Annotated in this window: 2 protein-coding genes; both read right to left on the bottom strand. The window is 71.8% G+C overall.

Going from position 1 to position 24,283, the window contains the following annotated elements:
• Positions 1-164: 164 nt before the first annotated feature.
• Positions 165-11,270, bottom strand: coding sequence for a type I polyketide synthase (locus N6H00_RS39725; protein ID WP_443073268.1), 11,106 nt, complete (start codon positions 11,268-11,270; stop codon positions 165-167).
• Positions 11,267-23,890 (bottom strand): type I polyketide synthase, encoded by a 12,624-nt coding sequence (locus tag N6H00_RS39720; RefSeq protein WP_268976770.1) that lies wholly within the window; start codon positions 23,888-23,890, stop codon positions 11,267-11,269. The genes N6H00_RS39725 and N6H00_RS39720 overlap by 4 nt, the downstream gene beginning before the upstream one ends.
• Positions 23,891-24,283: the final 393 nt, after the last annotated feature.

The following is a 24,283-nucleotide window of genomic DNA, read 5'->3' as shown; positions in this document are numbered from 1 at the left end:
GGGTTCTCCCACATCTGTGCCATCATCACGCACGGCAGTAAGCCCGGCATCGGCGAGAGCCACCGTTACGCGCTGAGCGGGGTCTCATCGGGACCACGCGGGATTCGGCCGGTGGGAGCCGCCCCCTGGCGCATCCGGTGCGCCGCGCCGAGCGACCGGCGCCGTCATGCTCGGTCTCGTGGCCGCAGCCGGGGCCTCGGTCGCTTGGGGGGAGCCGCGTACGTGGCGAGCAGGTGGTCGGCCAGAGCGGTCGGCGTGGCGTGGGCGAACACCGTCGCGGCGGTGAGCTGGATGCCCGTGGCCGCGCCGAGCCGGTTGCGCAGGCGCATGGCGGTCAGGGAGTCGAATCCCATCTCCGTGAAGCGGCGGCCAGGGGCGATCGCGTCCACGCCGGTGTGCCCCAGCACGGCGGCGGCATGGGCGCGCACCAGTTCCAGCAGCTCCCGGCTCCGTTCGGTCTCGGGCAGGGATCGCAGGCGTCTGGCGAGGGCGGCCGGATCCTCGGCCCGCGTCGCGTCGGTGTGGTCGGCCGCGTCAGTCATGAGCTGCCGCACTTCTGGAATGCCGCTGAGCAGCCGTTCCAAGGGGCGGGCCTCGAACGCAAGGGCGAAGCGATGCCAGTCGGCGTCGACGACGACGGAGCTCTCGCCCTCCGCCAGTGACCGCTCCATCGCCCTGAGTGCCGACCGCGGATCCATCGGGGCCAGACCGCTGCGCCGGACGTTGCGGCCGGCCTCGCTGCTGCTGACGGCCATGCCTTCGTCCGCCCATGGCCCCCACGCCACCGAGGTGGCCGTCAGTCCCTCAGCCCGCCGCTGCTCGGCCAGCGCGTCCACAAGCGCGTTGGCCACCGCGTAGTTCGCCTGCCCGGCAGAACCCACGACGCCCGCGAACGAGGAGAACAGCACGAACGCCGAGAGCCCCAAGTCCCGCGTGACCTCGTGCAGATTCCACGCCGCCTCGCTCTTCGACCGCAGGACCTCCTCGAACCGCTCCACGGTCAGCCCTTCCAGCACACCATCGTCCAGGACCCCGGCCGTGTGCACGACTCCTGTCAACGGCGCCTGCGCTGTCACGCCCGCCACCAGCTCAGCGACGGCCCTTCGGTCACCCACATCGCAGGCCACCAGCTCCACCCGCGTACCCAGCCCCTCCAGTTCCTTGCGCACGTCGTCCGCCCCGTCGGCCCCGGGACCGCGGCGGGAGACGAGAACCAAGCGCTCAGCGCCGGCGTGCGCCAGCCACCGCGCCACGTGCCTGCCCAACGCTCCCGTACCGCCCGTGACCAACACGGTCCCCGAGGGCCGCCACCCCGCGCCACGACGTCCACCCGCGGCGGCCCGCACCACGCGGCGGCAGAACACACCCGCGCCTCGGACCGCCACTTCGCTCTCGCCCGAGCCGCCGGCGAGCACCCATGCCAGACGATCCGTGACCCACCCGTCCAGCACATCCGGCAGGTCCACCACCCCGCCCCAACGGTCCGGGGTCTCCAGACCGACCACACGTCCCAGGCTCCACACCCCGGCCTGCTCTGTGTTCCGCGCCCGTTCCGCACCGTTCACGGACATGGCCCCGCGCGTGACGCACCACACCGGGGCGCGCACCCCCGCCTCGCCCGCCGCCTGCACCATGGCCAGCGTCAACGCCACCCCCAGCGGCACCGACCCGTACACCGCGTGCCGTCCCTCCGCGAGCGCCAGCAACGACAGCACTCCGACGATTCCCGCGTCACCGGCCCGTGCCAGCGCCGCGCGCAACGGTCCGGCCACCGCGTCGGCGTCCGTGGCGCTCGACGCCAGCTCCACGACCACGGGGAACGCCCCGCGCCCCGCCACCGCCTCCACGACGTGCGCCACCCACGCATCCCGGGTGTGCCCCTCGGGGACGACCACCAGCCACGCCCCCGTCAGCGTGCCCGTCCCACCGGCCACCGGCGACCACGCCACCCGGTAGCGCCAGGCGTCCACCGATGCCAGCTCCCGCTGACGCCGCCGCCACGCCGACAGCACCGGGAGTACCGCCGCCAGCGACTCACCAGCACCGTCTCCGTCCTCGACCGACAGCTCGCTCGCGAGCGCGCGTGCGTCACCACGTTCCACCGCCTCCCAGAAACCGGCGTCCGCCGGGCCCCCGGGCACCGCGTCACCGGCTGTCGTCGCAGCGGTCCCGGCGGCCGAGCGCAGCCAGAAATGCTCCCGCTGGAAGGCGTACGTGGGCAGGTCCACGCGTCGCGGCGACGAGCCGCCGGCAGCGATGACGGCGGCCCAGTCCACCGCCACGCCCCGCACGTACGCCTGGGCGAGCCCGTCGACGACGGAGCTGGTCTCGTCCACGTTCCTCCGCAGGACCGGCGCGAACACCGCATCGGGCAGGCACTCCTGCCCCATCCCGGAGAGCACCCCGTCGGGACCGAGTTCGAGATACGTCGTCACTCCCTGTCCGGCCAGGGCCGCCACCCCATCGGCGAAGCGCACCGTCTCCCGCACATGCCGCACCCAGTAATCAGGCACGCACAACTCGTCGGCCGAGGCCACCGCGCCCGTCACGTTCGACACCACCGGAATGCGCGGCGCATGGAAGGAGAGCCCCTCCACCACCTCGCGGAACGCGCCGAGCATGGGCTCCATCAACGGCGAGTGGAAGGCGTGCGACACCCTCAGCCGCTTCGCCTCCACGCCCCGTTCCTCCAACACCCCTACCACCTCGGCCACCGCCGCTTCCCTTCCCGAGAGCACGACGGATCCGGGGCTGTTGACCGCCGCGACGCTCACCTCGTCCGCATACCGCGCCAGGGCCGGCAACACCTCCGCCTCGGCCGCCCGCACCGACACCATCGCCCCGCCCACCGGCAACTCCCCCATCAACCGGCCCCGAGCCGCCACCAGCGCACAAGCGTCCTCCAGCGACAGCACCCCCGCCACACAGGCGGCCACCACCTCCCCCAGCGAGTGACCAGCCACGAAATCCGGCCGCACACCCCACGACTCCACCAACCGGAACAAAGCCACCTCGACCGCGAACAGCCCACACTGGGTGAACTCCGTCCGGGCCAACGCGTCCACGTCCCCGAACACCACCTCCCGCAACGACCGCTCCAGCAGGGCGTCGAACCGCGCGCACACCGCGTCGAAAGCCTCCGCGAAGACCGGGAACGCCTCGTACAGCCCTCGCCCCATGCCGATGCGCTGGCTGCCCTGCCCCGAGAACAGCACCGCCGACTTCCCGGGAAGGACAGCGCCGCGCACCACACCAGCCGCCGGCTTCCCCGACGACAAGGCCGCCAAGCCCGCCAGCAGCCCATCACGCCCCGCAGCCAGCACCACACCGCGGTGTTCGAACACCGACCGGTACGTCACGAGCGACGCCCCCACCTCCGCCGGCGACAAGCCGTCATCAGCGCGTACGAACTCCGCCAAACGCTCCGCCTGCGCACGCAGCGCCACCTCCGACCGTCCGGAAACCACGCACGCCACCACACCTGCCTCATCCGCCGGCGCCTGCACACGCTCCTCCTGCGGAGCCTGCTCCACGATCACGTGCGCATTCGTCCCGCTGATCCCGAACGACGACACACCCGCACGCCTCGGTCCTCCCCTCTCAGGCCACTCCACCGCCTCCCGCAACAGCTCCACCCCACCGGCCGACCAATCCACGTGCGGCGTCGGCTCGTCGATGTGCAGTGAGGGCGGCAGCACACCGTGCCGCAGCGCGAGCACCACCTTGATCACGCCTGCCACACCAGCAGCCGCCTGGGTGTGCCCGATATTGGACTTCAACGACCCCAACCACAACGGCCGCCCCCCGCTCCCCCGTTCGCGCCCATACGTCGCCAGCAACGCCTGGGCCTCAATCGGATCCCCCAGCCTCGTCCCCGTACCATGCGCCTCCACCGCGTCCACGTCCGCCGCCGACACCCCCGCGTCCGCCAACGCCGCCCGAATCACCCGCTGCTGCGACGGACCGTTGGGCGCCGTCAACCCATTCGACGCACCATCCTGATTCACCGCAGAGCCACGCACCACCGCCAACACCCGATGCCCCCGCCGCCGAGCATCGGACAACCGCTCCACCACCAGCACCCCCACCCCCTCGGCGAGCGACGTCCCGTCCGCGGCCGACGCGAACGCCCTGCACCGCCCGTCGAGTGCCAGACCGCGCTGCCTGCTGAAACCCATGAACGGGCCGGGATGGGGCATGACGGCGACACCGCCGGCCAGCGCCAGGTCGCACTCGCCCTGACGCAGCGACCGCACCGCCAGGTGCAAGGCCACAAGCGACGACGAACACGCCGTGTCCACCGTCACCGCGGGCCCCTCGAAACCGAAGGCGTACGCCACGCGCCCGGACAGGACGCTGGCCGCGGCCCCCGTCATCAGGTGGCCTTCGGAACCCTCCACCGCCTCGTGCAGCCGCGGGCCGTACTCCTGGTAGTGGGACCCGACGAAGACACCGGTGCTGCTGCCACGCAGCGACGACGCGACCAGCCCGGCGCGTTCGAGCGCCTCCCACGAGGTCTCCAGCAACAGACGCTGCTGCGGGTCCATCGCCAACGCCTCACGCGGTGAGATCCCGAAGAACTCCGCGTCGAACTCGCCTGCGGTGTAGAGGAACCCGCCCTCACGCGCATACGTCTTGCCGGGCGCGTCGGGGTCCGGGTCGTAGATGCCGCCTAGATCCCATCCACGATTGGTGGGCAGTCCGCCGATGGCGTCCCCACCGGAGACGACGAGCTGCCACAATTCCTCCGGGGACGCCACGCCGCCCGGGTAGCGGCAGCTCATCCCGACGATCGCGATGAGGTCATCGTCGGGCACGCCATCGCTTCCGCCGGCCGGGGACGTCGCCGCCGCGCCGTCGGCGTCGGCCTGCCCCACCAGTTGGGCCAGGATGTATTGGCTCAGTGTCCTGCTGTTCGGGTAGTCGAAGGCCAGCGTGGCGGGCAGGCGCAGCCCGGTCGTCGCACTCAGCAGATTGCGCAGTTCGACCGCCGTCAGGGAGTCCAGGCCAAGCTCCTTGAACGCCCGGTCGGACTCGACCGCGTCAGGCGTGGCGTGCCCCAGCACGGCCACCACCTGCGCATGGACAAGCTCCAGCACGGTGTGGCCGCGGTCGGCGAGGCTCATCCCGAGCAGCCGCCGCCGCCATTCGGCGGCCTTGTCGGCCGGGCCGGCCGGCTCGGCGTGCAGGGGCGTGCGCCGCGCGGGGATCGGCCGCCGGATGAGTCCCTCGAGCATGGCGGGTACCGCCGCGCCGGAGGCGGCCGGGACCCCGGTGTCCAGCCGGGCGGGTACCACCAGGCTCTCCGCCAGCGCATGCGCCGCGTCGAAAAGCCGCAACCCCTCGTCGGACGAGAACGGCACCACACCGACCCGCGCCATCCGCGACACATCAGCCTCGCCGAGGTGCTCCGTCATACCGGAACGCTCAGCCCACATGCCCCACGCCAACGACACGCCGGCCAGACCCGCAGCACGACGATGCGCGGCGAGCCCGTCCAGAAACGTGTTCGCCGCCGCGTAATTCGCCTGCCCCGCCGACCCCAGCACACCAGCAGCCGACGAGAACAACGCGAACAGCGCGACATCATGCCGGCGCGTCAGCTCATGCAGGTTCCATGCCCCCGCCACCTTCGCCCGCAACACCGCGTCCACCCGCTCCGGCGTCAGCGACGCCACCGTCCCGTCGTCCAACACCCCCGCAGCATGAACCACGCCCGTCACACCACGGCCACCGGGCAACCGCGTCAGCACCTCCGCCAGTGCGTCGCGATCCGCCACATCGCATGCGGCGACGGTCACCGACGCACCCATGCCGGTCAGCTCCGTCTCAAGCTCCGGCATGCCCTCGCCCGCCGAGCCACGACGACTGACCAGCAGCAGGTGGCGCACCCCACGCTCGGCCACCAGATGCCGAGCCACCAAACCACCCAACATGCCCCCCGCCCCCGTCACCAGCACCACACCCTCCGGATCCAGGGCGGCCGGAACGCTCAACACCAATTTCCCCACATGCCGTGCCTGACGCATAAACCGAAACGCCTCACCCGCCCGGCGCACATCCCACACCCGCGTCGGCAACCGCTTGAGCGCACCCTGTTCGAAAAGGCCGACGATCTCGGTGAGCATCTCCCCGATGCGCTCCGGCCCCGCCTCCACCAGGTCGAACGCCCGGTATGCCACACCGGGGTGCGCCGCTGACACCTCGTCAGCGGACCGCACGTCCGTCTTCCCCATCTCCATGAAACGCCCGCCCTCGCCGAGCAACCGCAGCGAGGCGTCGACGTACTCACCCGCCAGGGAGTTCAGCACGACATCAACACCACGATCACCCGATGCCGAGCGGATCCGCTGCTCGAACTCCACCGACCGCGACGACGCCAGATGTCCGTCGTCGACTCCCAGGCAGCGCAACACGTCCCACTTACCGGGGCTGGCGGTGGCGAAGACTCGGAGGCCGAACACCCGCGCCAGTTGCACCGCCGCCATCCCCACCCCACCGGCCGCGGAGTGCACCAGCAGCGACTCACCGGGCCGCACACCCGCCAGCTCGCGCAACGCGTACAGCGCCGTCACAAACGCGACCGGAACAGACGCGGCTTCAGTGAACGACCAGCCGTCCGGGATCCGGGTCAGGGTGCGGTGGTCCGCCACCACCAGCGGCCCGAAACCGCCGGTCCACAGACCCATCACCCGATCACCGACGGCGCAGGACTCGACCCCCGGGCCGGTGGCCACCACCACACCGGCTCCTTCACTTCCCATCAGCGCCTGGTGGTCGGGATACATGCCCAGTGAGAGGAGCACATCGCGGAAGTTCAGTCCTGCCGCGCGTACGGCGACGCGCACCTCGGCCTCGCCCAGTTCACGACCCGCGTCCTCAGCCGTCGCCAGGGTCAACCCCTCCAGCGTCCGCTCCCGCGAAGGCTCCAGCCGCCATGGCTGCCCCGTGTCCACGGGCGCCAACACCCCGCTCGCCGGGCCTCGAGTCAGGCGCGGCACCAGAACCGCACCCCTGCGCACGGCCATCTGGGGTTCCCCGGTCAGCACCGCCCCGGGCAGGGCGTCCAGCGAAGCGTCGGCATCGTCCACGTCCAGCAGGACCAACCGCCCCGGGTGCTCGGCCTGCGCCGAGCGCACCAGTCCCCACACCGGGGCCGCGGCCAGATCGCGCATATCCTCGCCGGCCTCGACCGCCACCGCACCCCGCGTCACCACGACCAACCGCGACCCGGCGAACCGCTCCTCCGCCAACCACTGCTGTACCAAGCACAGCACCCGGTCGACCGCCGCGGTCACCCCCGGCACGACACCCCGATCACGGGCGGAACCAACACACACCACCACACCATCGGGCGCACACTCGCCCATCCCATCGAAATCCGCGAACCCCTCCGCCCTCAACACCTCAACCAGCCCGAAAGCATCCTCCCCGACCACGGCACACCCCTGTACCCCGGCCTCCGGGCCCGCGGCCGTCGACGCAGCCACCCACTCCACGCGGTACAACGACTCCCCCGCCCCCGCGGAGGCCGCGAAATCCCCCTCCCCCACCGGACGCGTCACCAAGGCATCCGCCGACGCCACCGCCACTCCCGCCTCGTCGGCCACCACGACCGACACCCCACCATCGCCGGCCGGCACCAGCCGCACCCGCACCACCGAAGCCCCGACCGCGTACAGCGAGACACCACTCCACACAAACGGCAACCGGACTCCCCCGGTTTTCGTATCGGTGTCCGTATCGTGGTGGACCGACCACACGTGGAGCGCCGCATCCAGCAACGCGGGATGCACCCCGAACCGGCCGGCCTGGGTTCGCGCCTCCTCCGGCAGCGCCACTTCGGCGAAGAGCTCATCACCCCGGCGCCAGGCAGCCCGCAGTCCACGAAACACCGGGCCGTACTCCAGCCCAGTGGCCGCCAGCCGCTCGTAGAGGCCGGCGGTCTCGACCTCCTGGGCGCCGGTCGGCGGCCAGACGCCCAGATCCGCCAAGGTCGCTGTCGGGCTCACAGCGGTCAGCGTGCCTCTCGCGCAACGCGCCCATGACTCGCTCGGCGCGTCGTCGCGGCGGGCGTATACGCCGAATTCGCGGTGTCCCGTCTCCCGCGGCCCGCTCACGACCAGTTGCACCTGGACCGCGCCGTCTTCGGGCAGCACCAACGGCATCTCGAGGGTGAGCTCTTCCAGCCGGTCACATCCGACGGCGTCTCCCGCCCGCAACGCCCATTCGACAAACGCCGTGCCGGGCAGGACGACACGGCCCAGCACCGCGTGGTCGGCGAGCCAGGCATGGGTACGAAGCGACAGGCGGCCCGTCAACAGGAGACCATCGGAGTCGGGCAAGGGAACGGCGGCTCCCAGCAAGGGGTGCTCGGCCGAGGCCAGCCCTGCCGACGACACGTCACCGGTTTCGGTCGCCTCCGACTCCAGCCAGTAGCGGCGACGTTGGAAGGCGTACGTGGGCAGGTCCACACGGTGCCCACCGGTACCGGCGAAAACCTCCCGCCAATCGACGCCGGCGCCACCCACATACGCCTCGGCCACAGACTGCACGAACCGCGCCGGCCCACCCTCGTCACGCCGCAGTGACCCGACCACCGTCGCCCGCGTTCCGTGGTCATCAGCTGTCTGCTCGATCTCCATAGTCAGTACCGGATGGGCGCTGGCCTCCACAAACACCTGGATACCCTCGTCCAGCACTCCCCGTACCGTCTCATCGAAGCGGACCGTCTGCCGCAGATTCCGATACCAGTAGGCGGCATCCAACTCCGCCGTATCCAGCATCCCGCCGGTCACCGTCGAATAGAACGGCACCGCCGACAACCGCGGAGTGATCCCCGCGAGATCCCGGAGCAGCTCCTCCTCGATCGCCTCCACATGTGCGGAGTGCGAGGCGTAATCCACCGGAACCCGGCGCGCCCGTACTCCGTCACGTTCGCACCGCGCCAGCAGTTCCTCGAGCGCACCGGCGTCACCCGACACCACCGCCGCCGAGGGCCCGTTGACCGCCGCCACCGACAGTCCTTCGCACAGCCGCTCCCGCACCTTGGCGACGGGAAGGCCGACGGACACCATGCCGCCTCGGCGCGACAGCACCCGCAACGCCCGGCTCCGCAGCGCCACCACCCGTGCCGCGTCCGCCAACGACAACCCGCCCGCGACACACGCGGCTGCGATCTCCCCCTGGGAGTGACCGATCACCGCCGCCGGCACCACGCCGTACGAACGCCACAGCTCGGCCAATGACACCATCACCGCCCACAACGCAGGCTGCACCACATCCACCTGGTCCAGCCATCCGTTCCCGTCGGTGCGCCGCAGGACGTCCAGCAGTGACCAGTCCACATACGGCGCCAGTGCGATGGCGCACTCACCCATCCGCTGCGCGAACACCGGTGAGGAATCCAACAGCTCTGCCGCCATCCCGGCCCACTGCGATCCCTGCCCCGGAAAAACGAGCGCCACCGCGGTGCCGTGTCGGGCAAGGCCCGCGACGAGCCCCGGAGTGTCGTGGCCCGCGACGTACCTCTCCAGCTCGCGTACCGCGCTCGCGCGGTCCGGCGCGAGGACCACCGCGCGGTGGTCGAAGGCGGTTCGGGTGGTCCCAAGAGCCAGACCGGTGTGCACCGCGGCAACCCCCGGATACCTTCGCACGTGGTCCAGCAGCCGGGCGGCCTGGGCGCGCAGAGCCGCCGCGGATCTGGCCGAGAACACCCACGGGACCAGCGGGAGCGATGCCGAAGCCGCCGCGGACGGTACGGCGTCGTCGTCCGATGCGCCGTCCGCTTCGCCCTCCGGCAGGCCGGGCGCTTGCTCGATGATGGCGTGCGCGTTGGTGCCGCTGATGCCGAACGAGGAGACACCTGCCCGGCGCGGTCCCTCACCCTGCTGCCAGGGAGTGGCCTCGGTGAGGAGCCGGATGGTGCCGGCCGACCAGTCGACGTGCGGCGACGGCTCGTTGACGTGCAGGGTGGGCGGCAGCACGCCGTGCCGCATGGCCAGCACCATCTTGATCACACCGGCCACGCCCGCGGCGGCCTGGGTGTGCCCGATGTTGGACTTCACCGAGCCCAGCCACAGCGGCCGGTCCTCGTCCCGGTCGCGACCGTACGTGGCCAGCAGCGCCTGCGCCTCGACCGGGTCGCCCAGCGTCGTGCCCGTACCGTGCGCCTCCACGACGTCGACCTCCCCGGCGGTCAGCCCCGCGTTCGCCAGCGCGGCCCGGATCATCCGCTGCTGCGAGGGACCGTTCGGCGCGGACAACGCGCTGCTGGCCCCGTCCTGGTTGATCGCCGTACCGCGTACGACGGCCAGCACCGGATGGCCGTTGCGGTGCGCGTCGGACAGCCGCTCCAGGAACAGCATGCCGACGCCTTCGGCAAGCCCGAAGCCATCCGCGGCGGCTGAGAAGGGTTTGCACCGTCCGTCCGGGGCGAGTCCGCGCTGCCGGCTGAAGCTGATGAAGGTACCGGGCGTGGCCATGACCGTGACACCACCGACCAGCGCGCTGGAGCACTCGCCCTGGCGCAGGGACCGTACGGCCAGGTGCAGGGCCACCAGCGAGGAGGAGCACGCCGTGTCCACGGTCACCGCGGGGCCCTCCAGGCCGAGGGTGAAGGCGACGCGTCCGGACACGACGCTGAGGCCGGTGCCGGTCATCAGGTGGCCCTCGACACCGCCGGTCGCCCGGTGCAGGCGCGGGCCGTAGGCCGGGGCGACGGTTCCGATGAAGACACCGGCCTGACTTCCCTTGAGCGACGCGGGATCGATGCCCGACCGTTCGATGGCCTCCCACGACGTTTCCAGCAGCAGCCGCTGCTGCGGGTCCATCGCCAGCGCCTCACGCGGCGAGATCCCGAAGAACTCGGCATCGAAGTCCCCCGCGTCGCTGAGGAAGCCGCCTTCCTGGGTGTAGGAGGTGCCCGGCCGGTCGGGATCCGGGTCGTACAGGGCGTCGACGTCCCAGCCACGGTCTGTGGGAAAGGCCGTGATCACGTCCTGTGCGCCGTCCAGCAGCTCCCAGAACGCCTCGGGAGTCCGCACCCCGCCGGGGTAGCGGCAGCTCATCCCGACGATCGCGATGGGCTCGCGCGCCGCCGCCTCCACTTCCCGAAGGCGCTGTCGGGTCTCATGCAGGTCGGCGGTCACCCGTCGGAGGTAGCCGAGGAGCTTTTCGTGGTCCGACATCAATACCTCACGGGATGGAGCTTCGGGAGCTTGGGTGGTCGGCGTGTGCTTGGTGTACGGCGTGCGGGAGCGTGCGTTCAGGACGGTCCGAATTCCTGGTCGATGAAGCTGAAGAGGTCGTCGGCCTCCGCGGACTCCAAATGATCAGCGATGCTGACCGGGGCCTTCCGCGCCGAGCCGGCCTGTGCCGGGCCCTCCGGTGTCCGACCGCCCGGTGTCGGGCCGTCCGGTGTCGGGCCGTCGAGAACGGGAACGTCCGTAGCCGCGCCGTCCCGGTTGCCGCTCCACTGGGACAGGAGTCTCTCCAGGCGGCTCGCGACCATGGTGCGCGTCGCGTCGTCCGGCTCGGCGCGCGTGCCGAGGAGCGTGGCCTCCAGCCTGTCGAGCTCTGCGGTCAGGAGAGTGTCCACGTCCCCGGTTGTCCCAGCAGGTGCCAGTTCCTTCCCGAGGTGTTCGGCAAGCGCTGCGGGGCTCGGGTAGTCGAAGATCAGGGTCGTGGGCAGCCGCAACCCGGTCGCCGCGTTCAGCCGGTTGCGCAGTTCCACCGCGGTGTGCGAGACGAAGCCGAGGTCGAGGAAGCCTCGATCAGGCGCCACGGATCCCACTGCCTCGAGGCCGAGGATGGCCGCGGCGTGTTCCCGGACCGACCGGAGCAGTACCCGCTGTCGCTCCCCGTGGCTGAGGCCCGACACACGCCGTACCAGCGGCGCTCCTTCCGGACGGGAGGCTTCGGTGGGGGTGGGGACGGGGGCGCCCGGTACGGGGGCCGGCCGGTGGAGGTGTCCCTTCGGCCGGGCCGAGCGCGGTGTGAACACCTCGCCGCCACGTACGGCCACCTGGTCCGCTGCCGCCAGGACGGCCTGGCGCAGGGCATCAGGCGACGTCGCGGAGTCGTCCACGTCCATCAACACCAACCGCCCCGGATTCCCGGCCTGCGCGGAGCGCACCACCCCCCACACCCGGGCCGCTGCCGGATCGCGGACATCCTCACCAGTCCCCACGGCCACCGCACCCCGCGTCACCACCACCAACCGTGACGCGGCGAACCCCTCCTGCGCCAACCACTCCCGCACCACACCCGGCATCCCGTCCCCGGCACGGCTCGCAGCGGACACCACCCCCTCGCCGACAGCGGTACCAACGCACACCACCGCCACATCCGGCACATCCGGTACGCGCTCGCTCAGCGCGGCGAGATCCTCAAGGGCCTCCGCCCCCACCGCCCCAGCCAACCCGAAGACGTCCTCCCCGACCAGAGCCCACCTCCGCACCCCGCCCTCCGGCGCCAGACGCGGCGCGGCCGGCACCCACTCCACTCGGTCCAACTCCCCCGCCCCCGCCGCGACCGCGAACTCCGCCTCCCGCACCGGCCGTGTGACCAGAGCGTCCACCGACACCACCGGCGTCCCCGCCTCATCGACCACCGTCACCGACAGCCCGCCATCACCCCCCGGCGCCAACCGCACCCGCACCACCGACGCCGCAGCCGCAGCCGCAGCCGCATGCAGCGACACGCCACTCCACGCGAACGGCAACCGCACCCCGCCCCCAGCGCCGTCCGCGCACGCCAGCCAGGCGTACAACGCCGTATCCAGCAACGCTGGATGCATCGCCAGGCGACCCGTGCTCGCCCCGTCCGGCAACTCCGCCTCGGCGAACACTTCCCCTCCTCGGCGCCACACCGCCCGCAGCCCGCGAAACGCCGTCCCATGGGCAAGCCCCAGGCCCGCCAACCGCTCATACGTCCCGGCGAACTCCACCGTCTCCGCCCCCGCCGGCGGCCACGCGCTCACTTCCCCCGAGCCGCCCGCCGCACCGGCAACGCTCAGCACACCCCGCGCATGACGCGTCCACGAACCTCCGCCGCCGCGGGCGTACACGCTCAGCTCACGCCGGCCTTCGTTGTCTTCCTCCCGCGGCCCGCCGACGGCGAGCTGCACCTGGACCGCGCCCTCGTCGGGCAGCACCAGCGGCGCCTCGAGCGTCAACTCCTCCAGCCGGCGACACCCCACTTCCTCCCCCGCCCGCAGGGCCATCTCCACCCATGCCGACCCCGGCACGACCGCCCGCCCCAGCATCACGTGATCGGCAAGCCATGGCTGGTCGCGCAGCGACAAACGCCCCGTCAGCAGGAACCCGTCCGACTCGGGCAGCGGCACCGCCGCCCCCAGCAACGGATGCTCCGTCGGCTCCAACCCCACCGAGGCCGCGTCACCAGATACCGCAGCAACGCGCGAGTCGAGCCAGTACCGCCGGCGCTGGAACGCGTACGTCGGCACGTCCACGCGCCGCGCGCCCGACCCCGCGAACACCGCCGACCAATCCACCCCAGCGCCACCCACGAACGCCTCGGCCACGGACGCCAACAACCGGTCCGGGCCCCCCTCGCCACGGCGCAACGACCCCACCGCCGCGACCCCGACGCCACAGTCGTCGGCCGTCTCCGCCACGCTCATCACCAGCACCGGATGCCCACTGGGTTCCACGAACACCCGGAAGCCCTCGCCCAGCAACACCCGCACCGTGTCGTCGAACCGCACCCTTTCGCGCACGTTCCGATACCAATACCGCCCGTCCAATTCCGCGGTGTCCAACACACCGCCCACCACCGTCGAATAGAACGGGACCGACGACGGCCGTGGAGCGATCCCGGCAAGACTCCGCTCGAGCTCGGCCTCGATCGCCTCGACATGTGCACCATGCGAGGCGTAATCCACCGACACCCGGCGCGCCCGGACCCCCTCCGCGTCACACACCGCCAGCAACTCCTCGACCGCTTCCGCGTCACCCGACACGACCACCGCCGTCGGCGCGTTCACCGCCGCCACCGACAACCGCTCACCCCACGCCCCCGCCAGCCGATCCTCCACCGCTGCTACAGGCAGACTCACCGACGCCATCGCCCCACGGCCTGACAGTGCCCGCAGTGCGCGGCTGCGTACCGCCACCACCCGCGCGCCGTCCTCCAAGGACAAGCCACCCGCCACCACCGCGGCCGCGATCTCCCCCTGTGAATGCCCCACCACCGCCGACGGCACCACACCCACCGAACGCCACGTCTCCGCCAGCGACACCATCACCGCCCACATCACCGGCTGCACCATGTCGACCCGGTCGATCCACTCCGGCCCCTCGACACCTCGCACCACATCCACCAACGACCACTCAACCGACGGCGCCAGCGCCGCCGCGCAGGCCCTCATCCACTCCGCGAACACCGGCGACGAATCCAGTAGCTCGACCGCCATCCCCACCCACTGCCACCCCTGGCCGGGGAAGACGAACACCGCCCTGTCGTCGGAGCCGGCAACGGCACCGTGCGCCACGCCCGGGGCCTCCCGTCCCTCCGCCAACGCGGTCAGGCCGCGCGCCATGTCGGCGCGATCCGTGCCCAGGACCACCGCGCGTCGGTCGAACACCGCCCGGGTGGTCGCCAGCGAGAAACCGACATCGCCCATGCCCACCGCGTCCGGGCCGGCGCCCTCGTCGGCAAGCGACAGCAAACGCGCTGCCTGTTCCCGGAGCGCCGCGCCGGACTTCGCCGACAACACCCAGGGGGTGGTACCGCCGGCGGAAATCGCCAGGGTCTTCGGCGCGGCCTCGCCGTCCGCCCCGGCCGTCTGTTCCCGTGCTCGTCCCGGTGCCTGTTCCAGGATGACGTGGGCGTTGGTTCCACTCACGCCGAAGGAGGACACGCCCGCCCGACGCGGTCGGCCCGTCTCAGGCCACGCGACGGGGTCGGTCAGCAACCTCACCGTGCCCGCGGACCAGTCCACATGCGGCGAGGGCTCATCGACGTGCAAGGTCCGGGGCAACATCCCGTGCCGCATGGCCAGCACCGTCTTGATGACACCGGCTGTCCCGGCCGCCGCCTGGGTGTGGCCGATGTTCGACTTGACCGAGCCGAACCACAGCGGCTGGTCCTCGTCCCGGTCGCGGCCGTACGTGGCCAGCAGCGCCTGCGCCTCGATCGGGTCGCCCAGCGTCGTCCCCGTACCGTGCGCCTCCACAACGTCGACCTCCCCCGCGGTCAGCCCCGCGTTCGCCAACGCCGCCCGGATCACCCGCTGCTGCGACGGGCCGCTCGGCGCCGTCAGACCGTTGGAGGCACCGTCCTGGTTCACAGCCGAACCCCGTACCACCGCCAGCACCTGGTGACCCTGGCGTCGGGCCTCCGACAGCCGCTCCACCACCAGTACGCCCACGCCCTCGGAGAAGCCGGCACCGTCGGCCGCCGCCGCGAACGCCTTGCAGCGCCCGTCAGGAGCGAGCCCACCCTGCCGGGTGAACTCGGTGAACAGGCCGGGCGTGGCCATGACGGTCACCCCGCTGACGAGGGCGAGCGCGCACTCGCCGGTGCGCAGCGACTGCACGGCCAGGTGCAGGGCCACCAGCGAGGACGAACATGCCGTGTCCACCGTCACCGCGGGGCCCTCGAAGCCCAGCGCGTAGGCCACCCGGCCGGAGAGCACACTGGCCGTGTTGCCCGTGATGGCGTAGCCCGTCACCTCCTCGGGCATGTCGGGGCCCATGGCGAGGTAGTCCTGGCCGTTCGTCCCGGCGAAGACGGCGGTGCCGGAGCCCCTGAGCGCCGAGGGGTCGATGCCCGCCCGCTCCAGCGCCTCCCAGGACGTCTCCAGCAGCAGCCGCTGCTGCGGGTCCATCGCCAGCGCCTCACGCGGCGAAATCCCGAAGAAGTCGGCATCGAAGTCGCCCGCGTCGTGGAGGAAGCCGCCCTCGCCGGCACAGGACGTCCCGGCGCGGCCGGAGCCGGAGTCCGGGTCGTACAGGGCCTCCACGTCCCAGCCGCGGTCGTCGGGGAACGGGGTGATGCCCTCCCCGCCCGTGTCGAGCATTTGCCACAGGTCCTCGGGTGACCGGATGCCACCGGGGAATCGGCAGCTCATCCCGACGATGGCCACGGGGTCCTGGTCCGTCGCCGGCTCGGCGGCCACGGGCGGGGCAGACGCCGCCTCCGGGTCGGCGAGCAGTTCCGCGCACAGGTGGACCGCGAGCGCGCGGGCGTTCGGGAAGTCGAAGGCGGAGGTGGGTGACAGGCGCAGACCGGTGGCCGTGTTCAGGTGGTTGCGCAGCTCGATGGCGGTCACCGAGTCAAGGCCGAGGTCTTTGAACGCCCGCGACGGATCAACCGCGTCGGCTCCCACGTAGCCCAGTACCGATGCCACGCGTTCGCGTACCACGGCGAGCATCGCCGCCTCCTGTTCGGCCCGGGTCGCCAGGCCGGCCAGCCTGCCGGCCAGGCCGTCGGGCTTGGCCTCCGCGTGTGTGCCGGGATCGGCCGCCTGTGCGAGCCGGCGTATGTCGGGGAGGTCGGCCAGGAAAGGGCTGGGGCGCGTGGCGGTGTACGCCACATGGAACCTGTTCCATTCGACGTTCGCGATCACGACGTTGGGCTCGCCTTCGGCCACCGCGCCCGCCAGTGCCGACACCGCCAGTTCGGGGGCCATCTCCGGCAGGCCGTGCCGGCGCGCCACCGCGCCGATCCCGCCCTCGGCCATGCCTTCTTCGGCCCACGCGCTCCAGGCCACCGAGGACGCGGGAAGGCCGAGGCCGTGCCGGTGCTCGGCGAGGGCGTCGAGGTAGGCGTTGCCGGGCGCGTAGTTGCCCTGTCCGGAGGCGCCCAGGGTGCCCGCCACGGAGGAGAACAGCACGAACGCGTCCAGGTCCATGCCGTGGGTCAGCTCGTGCAGGTACCAGGCTCCGTCTGCCTTCACCCGCAGTACGCGGTCGATCTGCTCGGGGGTCAGCCGCTCCACGACCGCGTCGTCCAGGACCGCCGCGGTGTGGACCACCGCTGACAGCGGGCAGCCGTCGGAGACGTCACCGAGGAGCCGGGCGAGTGCCGCGCGGTCGCTCACGTCGCAGGCGGTGATGGTCACCCGCGCGCCGGTGGCCTCCAGTTCCTCGCGCAGCGCGGAGGCGCCGGGCGCGTCTGCTCCACGGCGGCCGGCCAGCACCACGTGTTCGGCGCCCGACCGGGCCAGCCAGCGGGCCACCTGCGCGCCCAGACCACCGGTACCACCCGTCACCAGCACGGTGCCGCGCGGGCGCCACTCCGCTTGCGGGTCGGGACGCGTGGCGCGGGCGAGGCGGCGGGCGAACACTCCGGAGGGACGGATCGCTACCTGGTCCTCGCCCTCGGCACCGGCCAGGACCGCCGCCAGCAGGCCACCCGCGCGCGTGTCCCACCGCTCCGGCAGGTCCACCAAGCCGCCGAACCGCTCCGGGTGCTCCAGGGCCACGATCCGGCCCAGGCCCCACACCATCCGCTGGGCGTGGCCGCCGACCTGTTCCCTGTCCGCCACGGCCACCGCACCGCGGGTCAGGCACCACAGGGGTGCGTTCACCCCCGCGTCGCCCAGCGCCTGGAACAGGGCGAGCGTCCCGGTCAGGCCCGCCCGGGAGACCCCGGCCTCGGTGGGCGGCCCGTCGGCCAGGGACAGCAGCGACAGCACACCCCTGTACTCGCCGCCCTCCGCCCGAACACCTCGCAGCAGGCCGGCGATCCGGTCGCGGACGTCCGCGGCGGGCAGCTCGACCGTGACCACGGCGCCGCCGTGGTCCCGCACCGCGGCCGCGGCCGACCCGACGGCCTCCCCGGCGCAGCCCTCCGGTGCGACCAGCAGCCAGGTGCCGGACAGCGCCGGCCGACGCACCGTGCTCATGGGCACCCACCTGGTGCGGTAACGCCAGCCGTCCACCGTCGAGGTCACGAGCTGCCGCTGCCGCCAGGACTGCAAGGCGGGCAGCACGCGCGCCAGCGACTCGTCGTCCACGTCCAGTGCGCCGGCCAGCGCCTCCGCGTCGCCGCCCGCCACGGCCTGCCAGAACGCCGCGTCGGCCGCGCTGCCCTCCGCTGCGGGCACGGCGTCCGGCTCCCACCAGAACCTGCGGTGCTGGAACGCGTACGTGGGCAGATCGACGCGCCGCGCCCCCGACCCGGTGTACGCCCGCGTCCAGTCCACCGGCAGACCATGGACGTACGCCTCGCCCAGCGACGTGAACATGCGTCGCGCACCGCCGTCGTCGCGCCGCAGCGAACCGAGCACCACGGCGTCGCTTCCCGCAGTCTCCAGCGTCTCCTGCACGCTCGCGGTCAGCACCGGGTGGGCGCTGCACTCCACGAACGCCCCGAAGCCCTCTCCGGCCAGCGCCCGGATCGCCGCTTCGAAACGCACCGTCTGCCGCAGGTTGCGCACCCAGTACTCGGCATCCGGGCCCCGCTCGCCGCCCAGCCACTCCCCGGTGACCGTGGAGAAGAAGGGCACCGCGAACGCCCGGGGTTCCACCGGCGCCAGATCGGCGAGGATCCGTTCGCGCACCTCATCGACCTGCGAGGAGTGCGAGGCGTAGTTCACCGCCACACGACTCGCCCTCGTCCCGTCGCGCTCACACCTCGCCAGCAGTTCGTCCAGCGCCTCCGGCGTACCCGACACCACCGTGGACGACGGCCCGTTGACCGCCGCCACCGCCGCCGCCCCGTTCAACGCCTCGACGCGCCGGCGCACGTCGTCGACCGGTGACGCCACCGACACCATCCCGCCGCGCCCGGCCAGCACGGTGCCGATGGCACGGCTGCGCAGCGCCGCCACCCGGGCGCCGTCCCGCAGCGACAGGCCGCCGGCCACCACCGCAGCGGCGATCTCCCCCTGCGAGTGGCCCACCACGGCCGCCGGTTCGACACCGTACGAGCGCCACACCTCGGCCAGCGACACCATGACCGCCCACAGTGCCGGCTGGACCACGTCCACGCGCTCCAACGCATCAGCGTCGTCGAGCACTTCCAGCAGCGGCCACTCCACGAACGAGGACAGCGCCACCGCGCACTCGCTCATCCGTGAGGCGAACGCCGTCGAGGACGACAGCAGGTCCCGGGCCATTCCCACCCACTGCGACCCCTGCCCCGGGAACACGAACACGGGGCGGGGCGTGGATCCGCCGTCTCGCGCCGCACCGCTCGTCGCGGTGTTCTCGGCCACGGCCCGTACCGCTTTGAGGAGTTCCTCCCGCGAGCCGCCCGTCACCACCACGCGCCGCTCGTGGAGCGACCGTGAGGTGACCAGTGACACTCCGACGTCAACGGGCGACACCTCGGGGTGCGCCTCCAGGAAGGACGCGAGCCGTCGCGCCTGCCCGCGCAGCGCCGCGTTGCTCTTCCCCGACAGGACCCAGGGCATGACAGCGGGGGCGTCACCTGGTTCTTCGGCCGGCGCTTCCGGCTCGTCCGGGGCCTCTTCGGCTTCTTCCAGGATGACATGTGCGTTGGTGCCGCTGATCCCGAACGAGGACACACCCGCCCGCCGCGGACGGCCATCCCCGACCCACGGGCGTGCCTCGGCCAGCAGTTCCACCCCGCCCGCCGACCAATCCACCTGCGGCGTCGGCTTCTCCACGTGCAGCGTCTTCGGCAGCACCCCGTGCCGCATCGCCAACACCATCTTGATCACACCGGCCACCCCCGCGGCCGCCTGCGTATGACCGATGTTCGACTTCAACGACCCGAGCCACAACGGCCGATCCCCGCTCCGGTCCCGCCCGTACGTGGCCAGCAACGCCTGCGCCTCGATCGGGTCCCCCAGCCTCGTCCCCGTACCATGCGCCTCGACAGCGTCGACCTCGCCCGCGTCAAGTCCCCCGCTCGCCAGCGCCGCCCGGATCACCCGCTGCTGCGACGGACCATTCGGCGCCGCCAGCCCGTTCGACGCACCATCCTGATTCACCGCGGAACCACGCACCACGGCGAGGACCCGGTGCCCGTTCCGCCTGGCGTCCGACAGCCGCTCCACCACCAGCACACCGACACCCTCACCCCACCCCGTACCATCCGCACCCGCCGAAAACGCCTTGCACCGGCCATCCACCGACAACCCGCGCTGCCGGCTGAATTCGATGAACATGTCCGGGGAGGCCATGACCGTGACGCCGCCGGCGAGGGCCAGGTCGCACTCGCCCGAACGCAGCGCCTGACCGGCCAGGTGCAGCGCCACCAGCGATGACGAACACGCCGTATCCACCGTCACCGCCGGACCTTCCAGTCCGAGCGCGTAGGCGATGCGGCCGGACATCACGCTCGGCGTGTTACCGGTCAGCAGGTAACCGGCGAAGCCGTCAGCGGCCTGGTGAGCACGTGGGCCGTAGTAGTGGGTGGTGGCGCCTATGTAGGTGCCGGTCGCCGACTGGCGGAGCGATCGCGGATCGATTCCGGCTCGCTCCAGTGCCTCCCATGACGTCTCCAGCAGCAGCCGCTGCTGGGGGTCCATCGCCAGCGCCTCACGCGGCGAGATCCCGAAGAACTCGGCGTCGAAGTCACCGGCTGCGGTGAGAAAGCCGCCGTTCCGTGTGTAACTGGTGCCCCAGTGCCCGGGGTCCGGATCGTAGAGGCGGTCCAGGTCCCACCCCCGGTCGGTGGGGAACCCGGAGATGACGTCCTCGCCGGTGACGACCAGCTGCCACAGCTCTTCGGGGGTGCTCACCCCGCCGGGGTAGCGGCAGGCCATGCCCACGATGGCCAGCGGCTCCGCTGTCGCCTTCGCGACGCGCGTGACGGCCGCCTGTCGCTTTCCGGTGATCTCTTCGTAGAGGTGGTGGGCGAGACCGCGCGGGGTCGGGTAGTCGAAGACCAGGCGGCCGGCGAGGGGCAGGCCGGTGCGTGAGGCGAGACCGTCGGCCAGCTCCTGCGCCATCAGCGAGTCGAAGCCGAGGTCTTTGAAGGTCAGCGTGGCATCGACCCGGCCGGTGTACTCCATGACCGACGCCGCCTGGTCGCACACCGCGTCGAGGATGGCGTCACGTTGTTCGGGCTCGGAAAGCCCGGTCAGAACGGCGGCGAGGTGTCCGTCGGCGCGCCCGGAGTCCAACGCCGTTTCCACCTTTGTCCCGTCGGCCTCGAGGACCTTCCGAGTGGGTTCGGCGACCGTCCGGTCCGGTGACGACCGGCTCTCGATCCAGTACCGCTCGCGCTGGAACGCGTAGGTGGGCAGGTCGACCTGTCGGGCGCCCACGAAGAACGGTTCCCAGTCGACCTCCTCACCGCGCACCCACAGGTGAGCCACCGCAGTGGTCACGGTATGCCTCTCGTCCCGATCCCTGCGGCAGAACGGGACGGCGGCGACGTCGGGACGCGTCCGCTCGTCCTCGGTCCAGGCCCGGACCGACTCCTTGATCATGGGGGTGAGGACGGCGTCGGGGCCGATCTCGAGGAAGGTCGCCACCCCGTGCTCACGCATCGTGGTCACCGCATCGGCGAACAACACCGTCCTACGCACCTGGCGCACCCAGTACTCCGGGTCCTGCAACAACCCCGGAGCGGCCACCCGCCCTGTGACACTCGACACCACCGGCACAGACTGATCCCGGAACCCCACCGACCCCACGACCCGCCCGTACGCCTCGAACATCGGCTCCATCAACGCCGAATGAGACGCAATCGACACCGCCAGACGCCGCGTCCTCACCCCCGACCCCGCCAAGCGCCCCACCTCGGCCAACACCGGCTCCACCGTCCCCGAGAGCACCACCGACTCCGGACCGTTCACCGCCGCGAGCTCCACACCGCCGCCCAAACGCACCGCATCCACCCCAGCTCCCACCGCCACCATCACGCCCTCGCCGGTCGGCAACCCATGCATCAACCACCCACGCGCCAACACCACCCGAGCCGCATCCCGCAACGACCACACACCCGCCACATAGGCCGCCACCAACTCACCCAGCGAATGCCCCGCCACCACCGAGGGACGCACATCCCACGAACCCAGCAAACGCCACAAAGCCACCTCGAACGCGAACAACGCCGGCTGCGCCCACCCCGTCCCGTCCAATCCGTCCATCCCTCCGGACATCACCTCCCGCAGCCGAGCGGAAAACCCATCCCCAACCCCGAAATAATCCCTCAAATCGCCCGGGAGCTGCACGTCAGCGGCCACACCGCTGACGACCTCGTCATAGACGCCCAACACCTCGTCCAGCGCCTCAGCGAACGCACTGAAACCCGACAGCCCCTCGCCCATACCCACGCGCTGCGCACCCTGCCCCGAAAACACCACCCCCACGGCACCGTCCACCGCCGAACCCGACACCACGCCCGGTCCGCCGCCCCGTCCGGCCAGGTTCGACAACCCCTCGGCCAGCTCACCCCGACCCCTGCCCACCACCGCCGCCCGATGCCCGAAAGACGACCGCGACGACACCAGCGACCAACCGACATCCACCACGTCCACATCACCGGCGCCCTCGACATAGCCCGCCAGACGGCGTGTCTGTCCGCGCAGCGCTTCCTCGGAGCGGCCGGAGACGAGCCAGGGCACGACCGGCAGATCCGGTCCGGTACGCCCGCCGGTGCGCTCGTCCGCCGGTTCCGGCCGCCAGTCCGACAGCACGACGTGGCAGTTGCTACCGCCCATCCCGAAGGAGCTCACGCCCGCGACGAGTTGCTCGTCCGGCGCCGGGTCCCCGGGCCACGGACTGAGTTTCCGCTGCACCTGGAGGTTGAGTTCGTCCAGGGGAATCCGGGGGTTCGGCGTCTCGAAGTTCAAGCTGGCGGGCAGCAGTCGATGCTTGAGGGCCAGGACGGTCTTGATGAACCCGGCGATACCGCCCGCGCCGCTCAGGTGGCCGATGTTGGTTTTGATCGACCCGACGGCGAGAGGCCGGCCGGCCGGACGCCGACGGCCGATGGCCTCTCCCAGTGCGGCAGCCTCGACCGGGTCGCCCACCGGGGTTCCGGGTCCGTGCAGCTCGACGTAGCGGACGACGGCCGGGGACAGGCCGGCGTGCTCGTAGGCCCGGGTGAGGACGTCGACCTGGGCACCCACCGCAGGAGAGGTGAGCGTCTCGCTCCTGCCGTCGTGGTTGGTCGCGCTGCCACGCACCAGGCACAGGATGCGGTCTCCGTCCTCGAGCGCGGCGCTCAGGGGCTTGAGCACGACGGCGCCTCCGCCCTCGCCCGGTACGTATCCGTTGGCCTTGGCGTCGAACGTGTAGCAGCGACCGTCCGGCGAGAGACCGCCCAAGCTTGCGGCGAGCAGCACACTTTCCGGCATCAGGTGCAGGTTGACGCCGCACGCGATGGCCATTTCCGACTCCCCGGACCGCAGGCTCTCGCAGGCCAGGTGCAGGGCCACCAAGGAGGAGGACTGGGCGGAGTCGATCGTGAGACTCGGGCCGCCGGCGCCGAGGAAAGCGGAGAGCCGGTTGGCGATGACGCCGCGCTGAATGCCCGGCATGGTGTGGTGGGCACGGAGCGCCTCGGCATGACGGGTCAGCAGCTTCGCGTAGTCGTCCGCGTTCACGCCGACGAATGTGCCCAGTCGACTGCCGCTGACCTCGCTGGGGACCACGCGGGCGTCCTCGAGGGCTTCCCAGCCCAATTCCAGTACGAGTCGTTGCTGCGGGTCGACGAAAGGCGCCTCGCGGGGGGAGAGACCGAAGAAGCCCGCGTCGAAGTCCGCCGGCCGGTCGAGAAAGGCGCCCCACCGAGGTGCCTCGTCGGAGGCCGGACCTGTCCAGCGGTCCGGCGGGACCTCCGTGACGGCACTCTCGCCCGACGCCAACAGCTCCCACAGCCGCTGCGGGCTTTCCGCCCGCGGGAACCGGCAGGAGACGCCGATCACGGCTATCGCGGTGCGCGGGTCGACAGCGCCTCCGGCAGAAACCTTTCCAGACGGGCCGACAGTGGTCATCGAGGGAAACCTCCAGCACCGGACGTACGGCCGAACGGAAACGAATGCAGAAGAAGCCCGGCGTGGAGTTCGTGCTCTCGATGTAGCCGGCATCAACTGCCCTTGACTGTCCGACGCCACGCCCATCAGGGACATCGGCGATCACCGCCGTTACGGCGCCGCCCCACCGGTGCCGCACAGCGGGTGAGAGCGAGTTCCCGACCGTCTCGAAACACCGGTGACGTGCGCATACGGCCGGTCGAACGCGCGGTTCACCGGATACCGTCGCGGATTGCCCGCCTCGGCGCCAGCTTTCCCGCCCATTGTCCGACGGGCCGCCGGATGATAAACGTGACGTCAGCGCCTGCCGAGTGTTGTGACACCGGTCGGCCGATCCCGTCATCCGGTGGAACC

Origin of the sequence: Streptomyces sp. S465 (assembly GCF_026898115.1) — a bacterium.
Lineage (GTDB): Bacteria > Actinomycetota > Actinomycetes > Streptomycetales > Streptomycetaceae > Streptomyces > Streptomyces luomodiensis.
This window is presented reverse-complemented; position numbering and strand designations above follow the sequence as displayed.

Coding starts and splice junctions, on each gene's coding strand:
- N6H00_RS39720 (WP_268976770.1), bottom strand. CDS start 23,890: ATGACCACTGTCGGCCCGTCTGGAAAGGTTTCTGCCGGAGGCGCTGTC.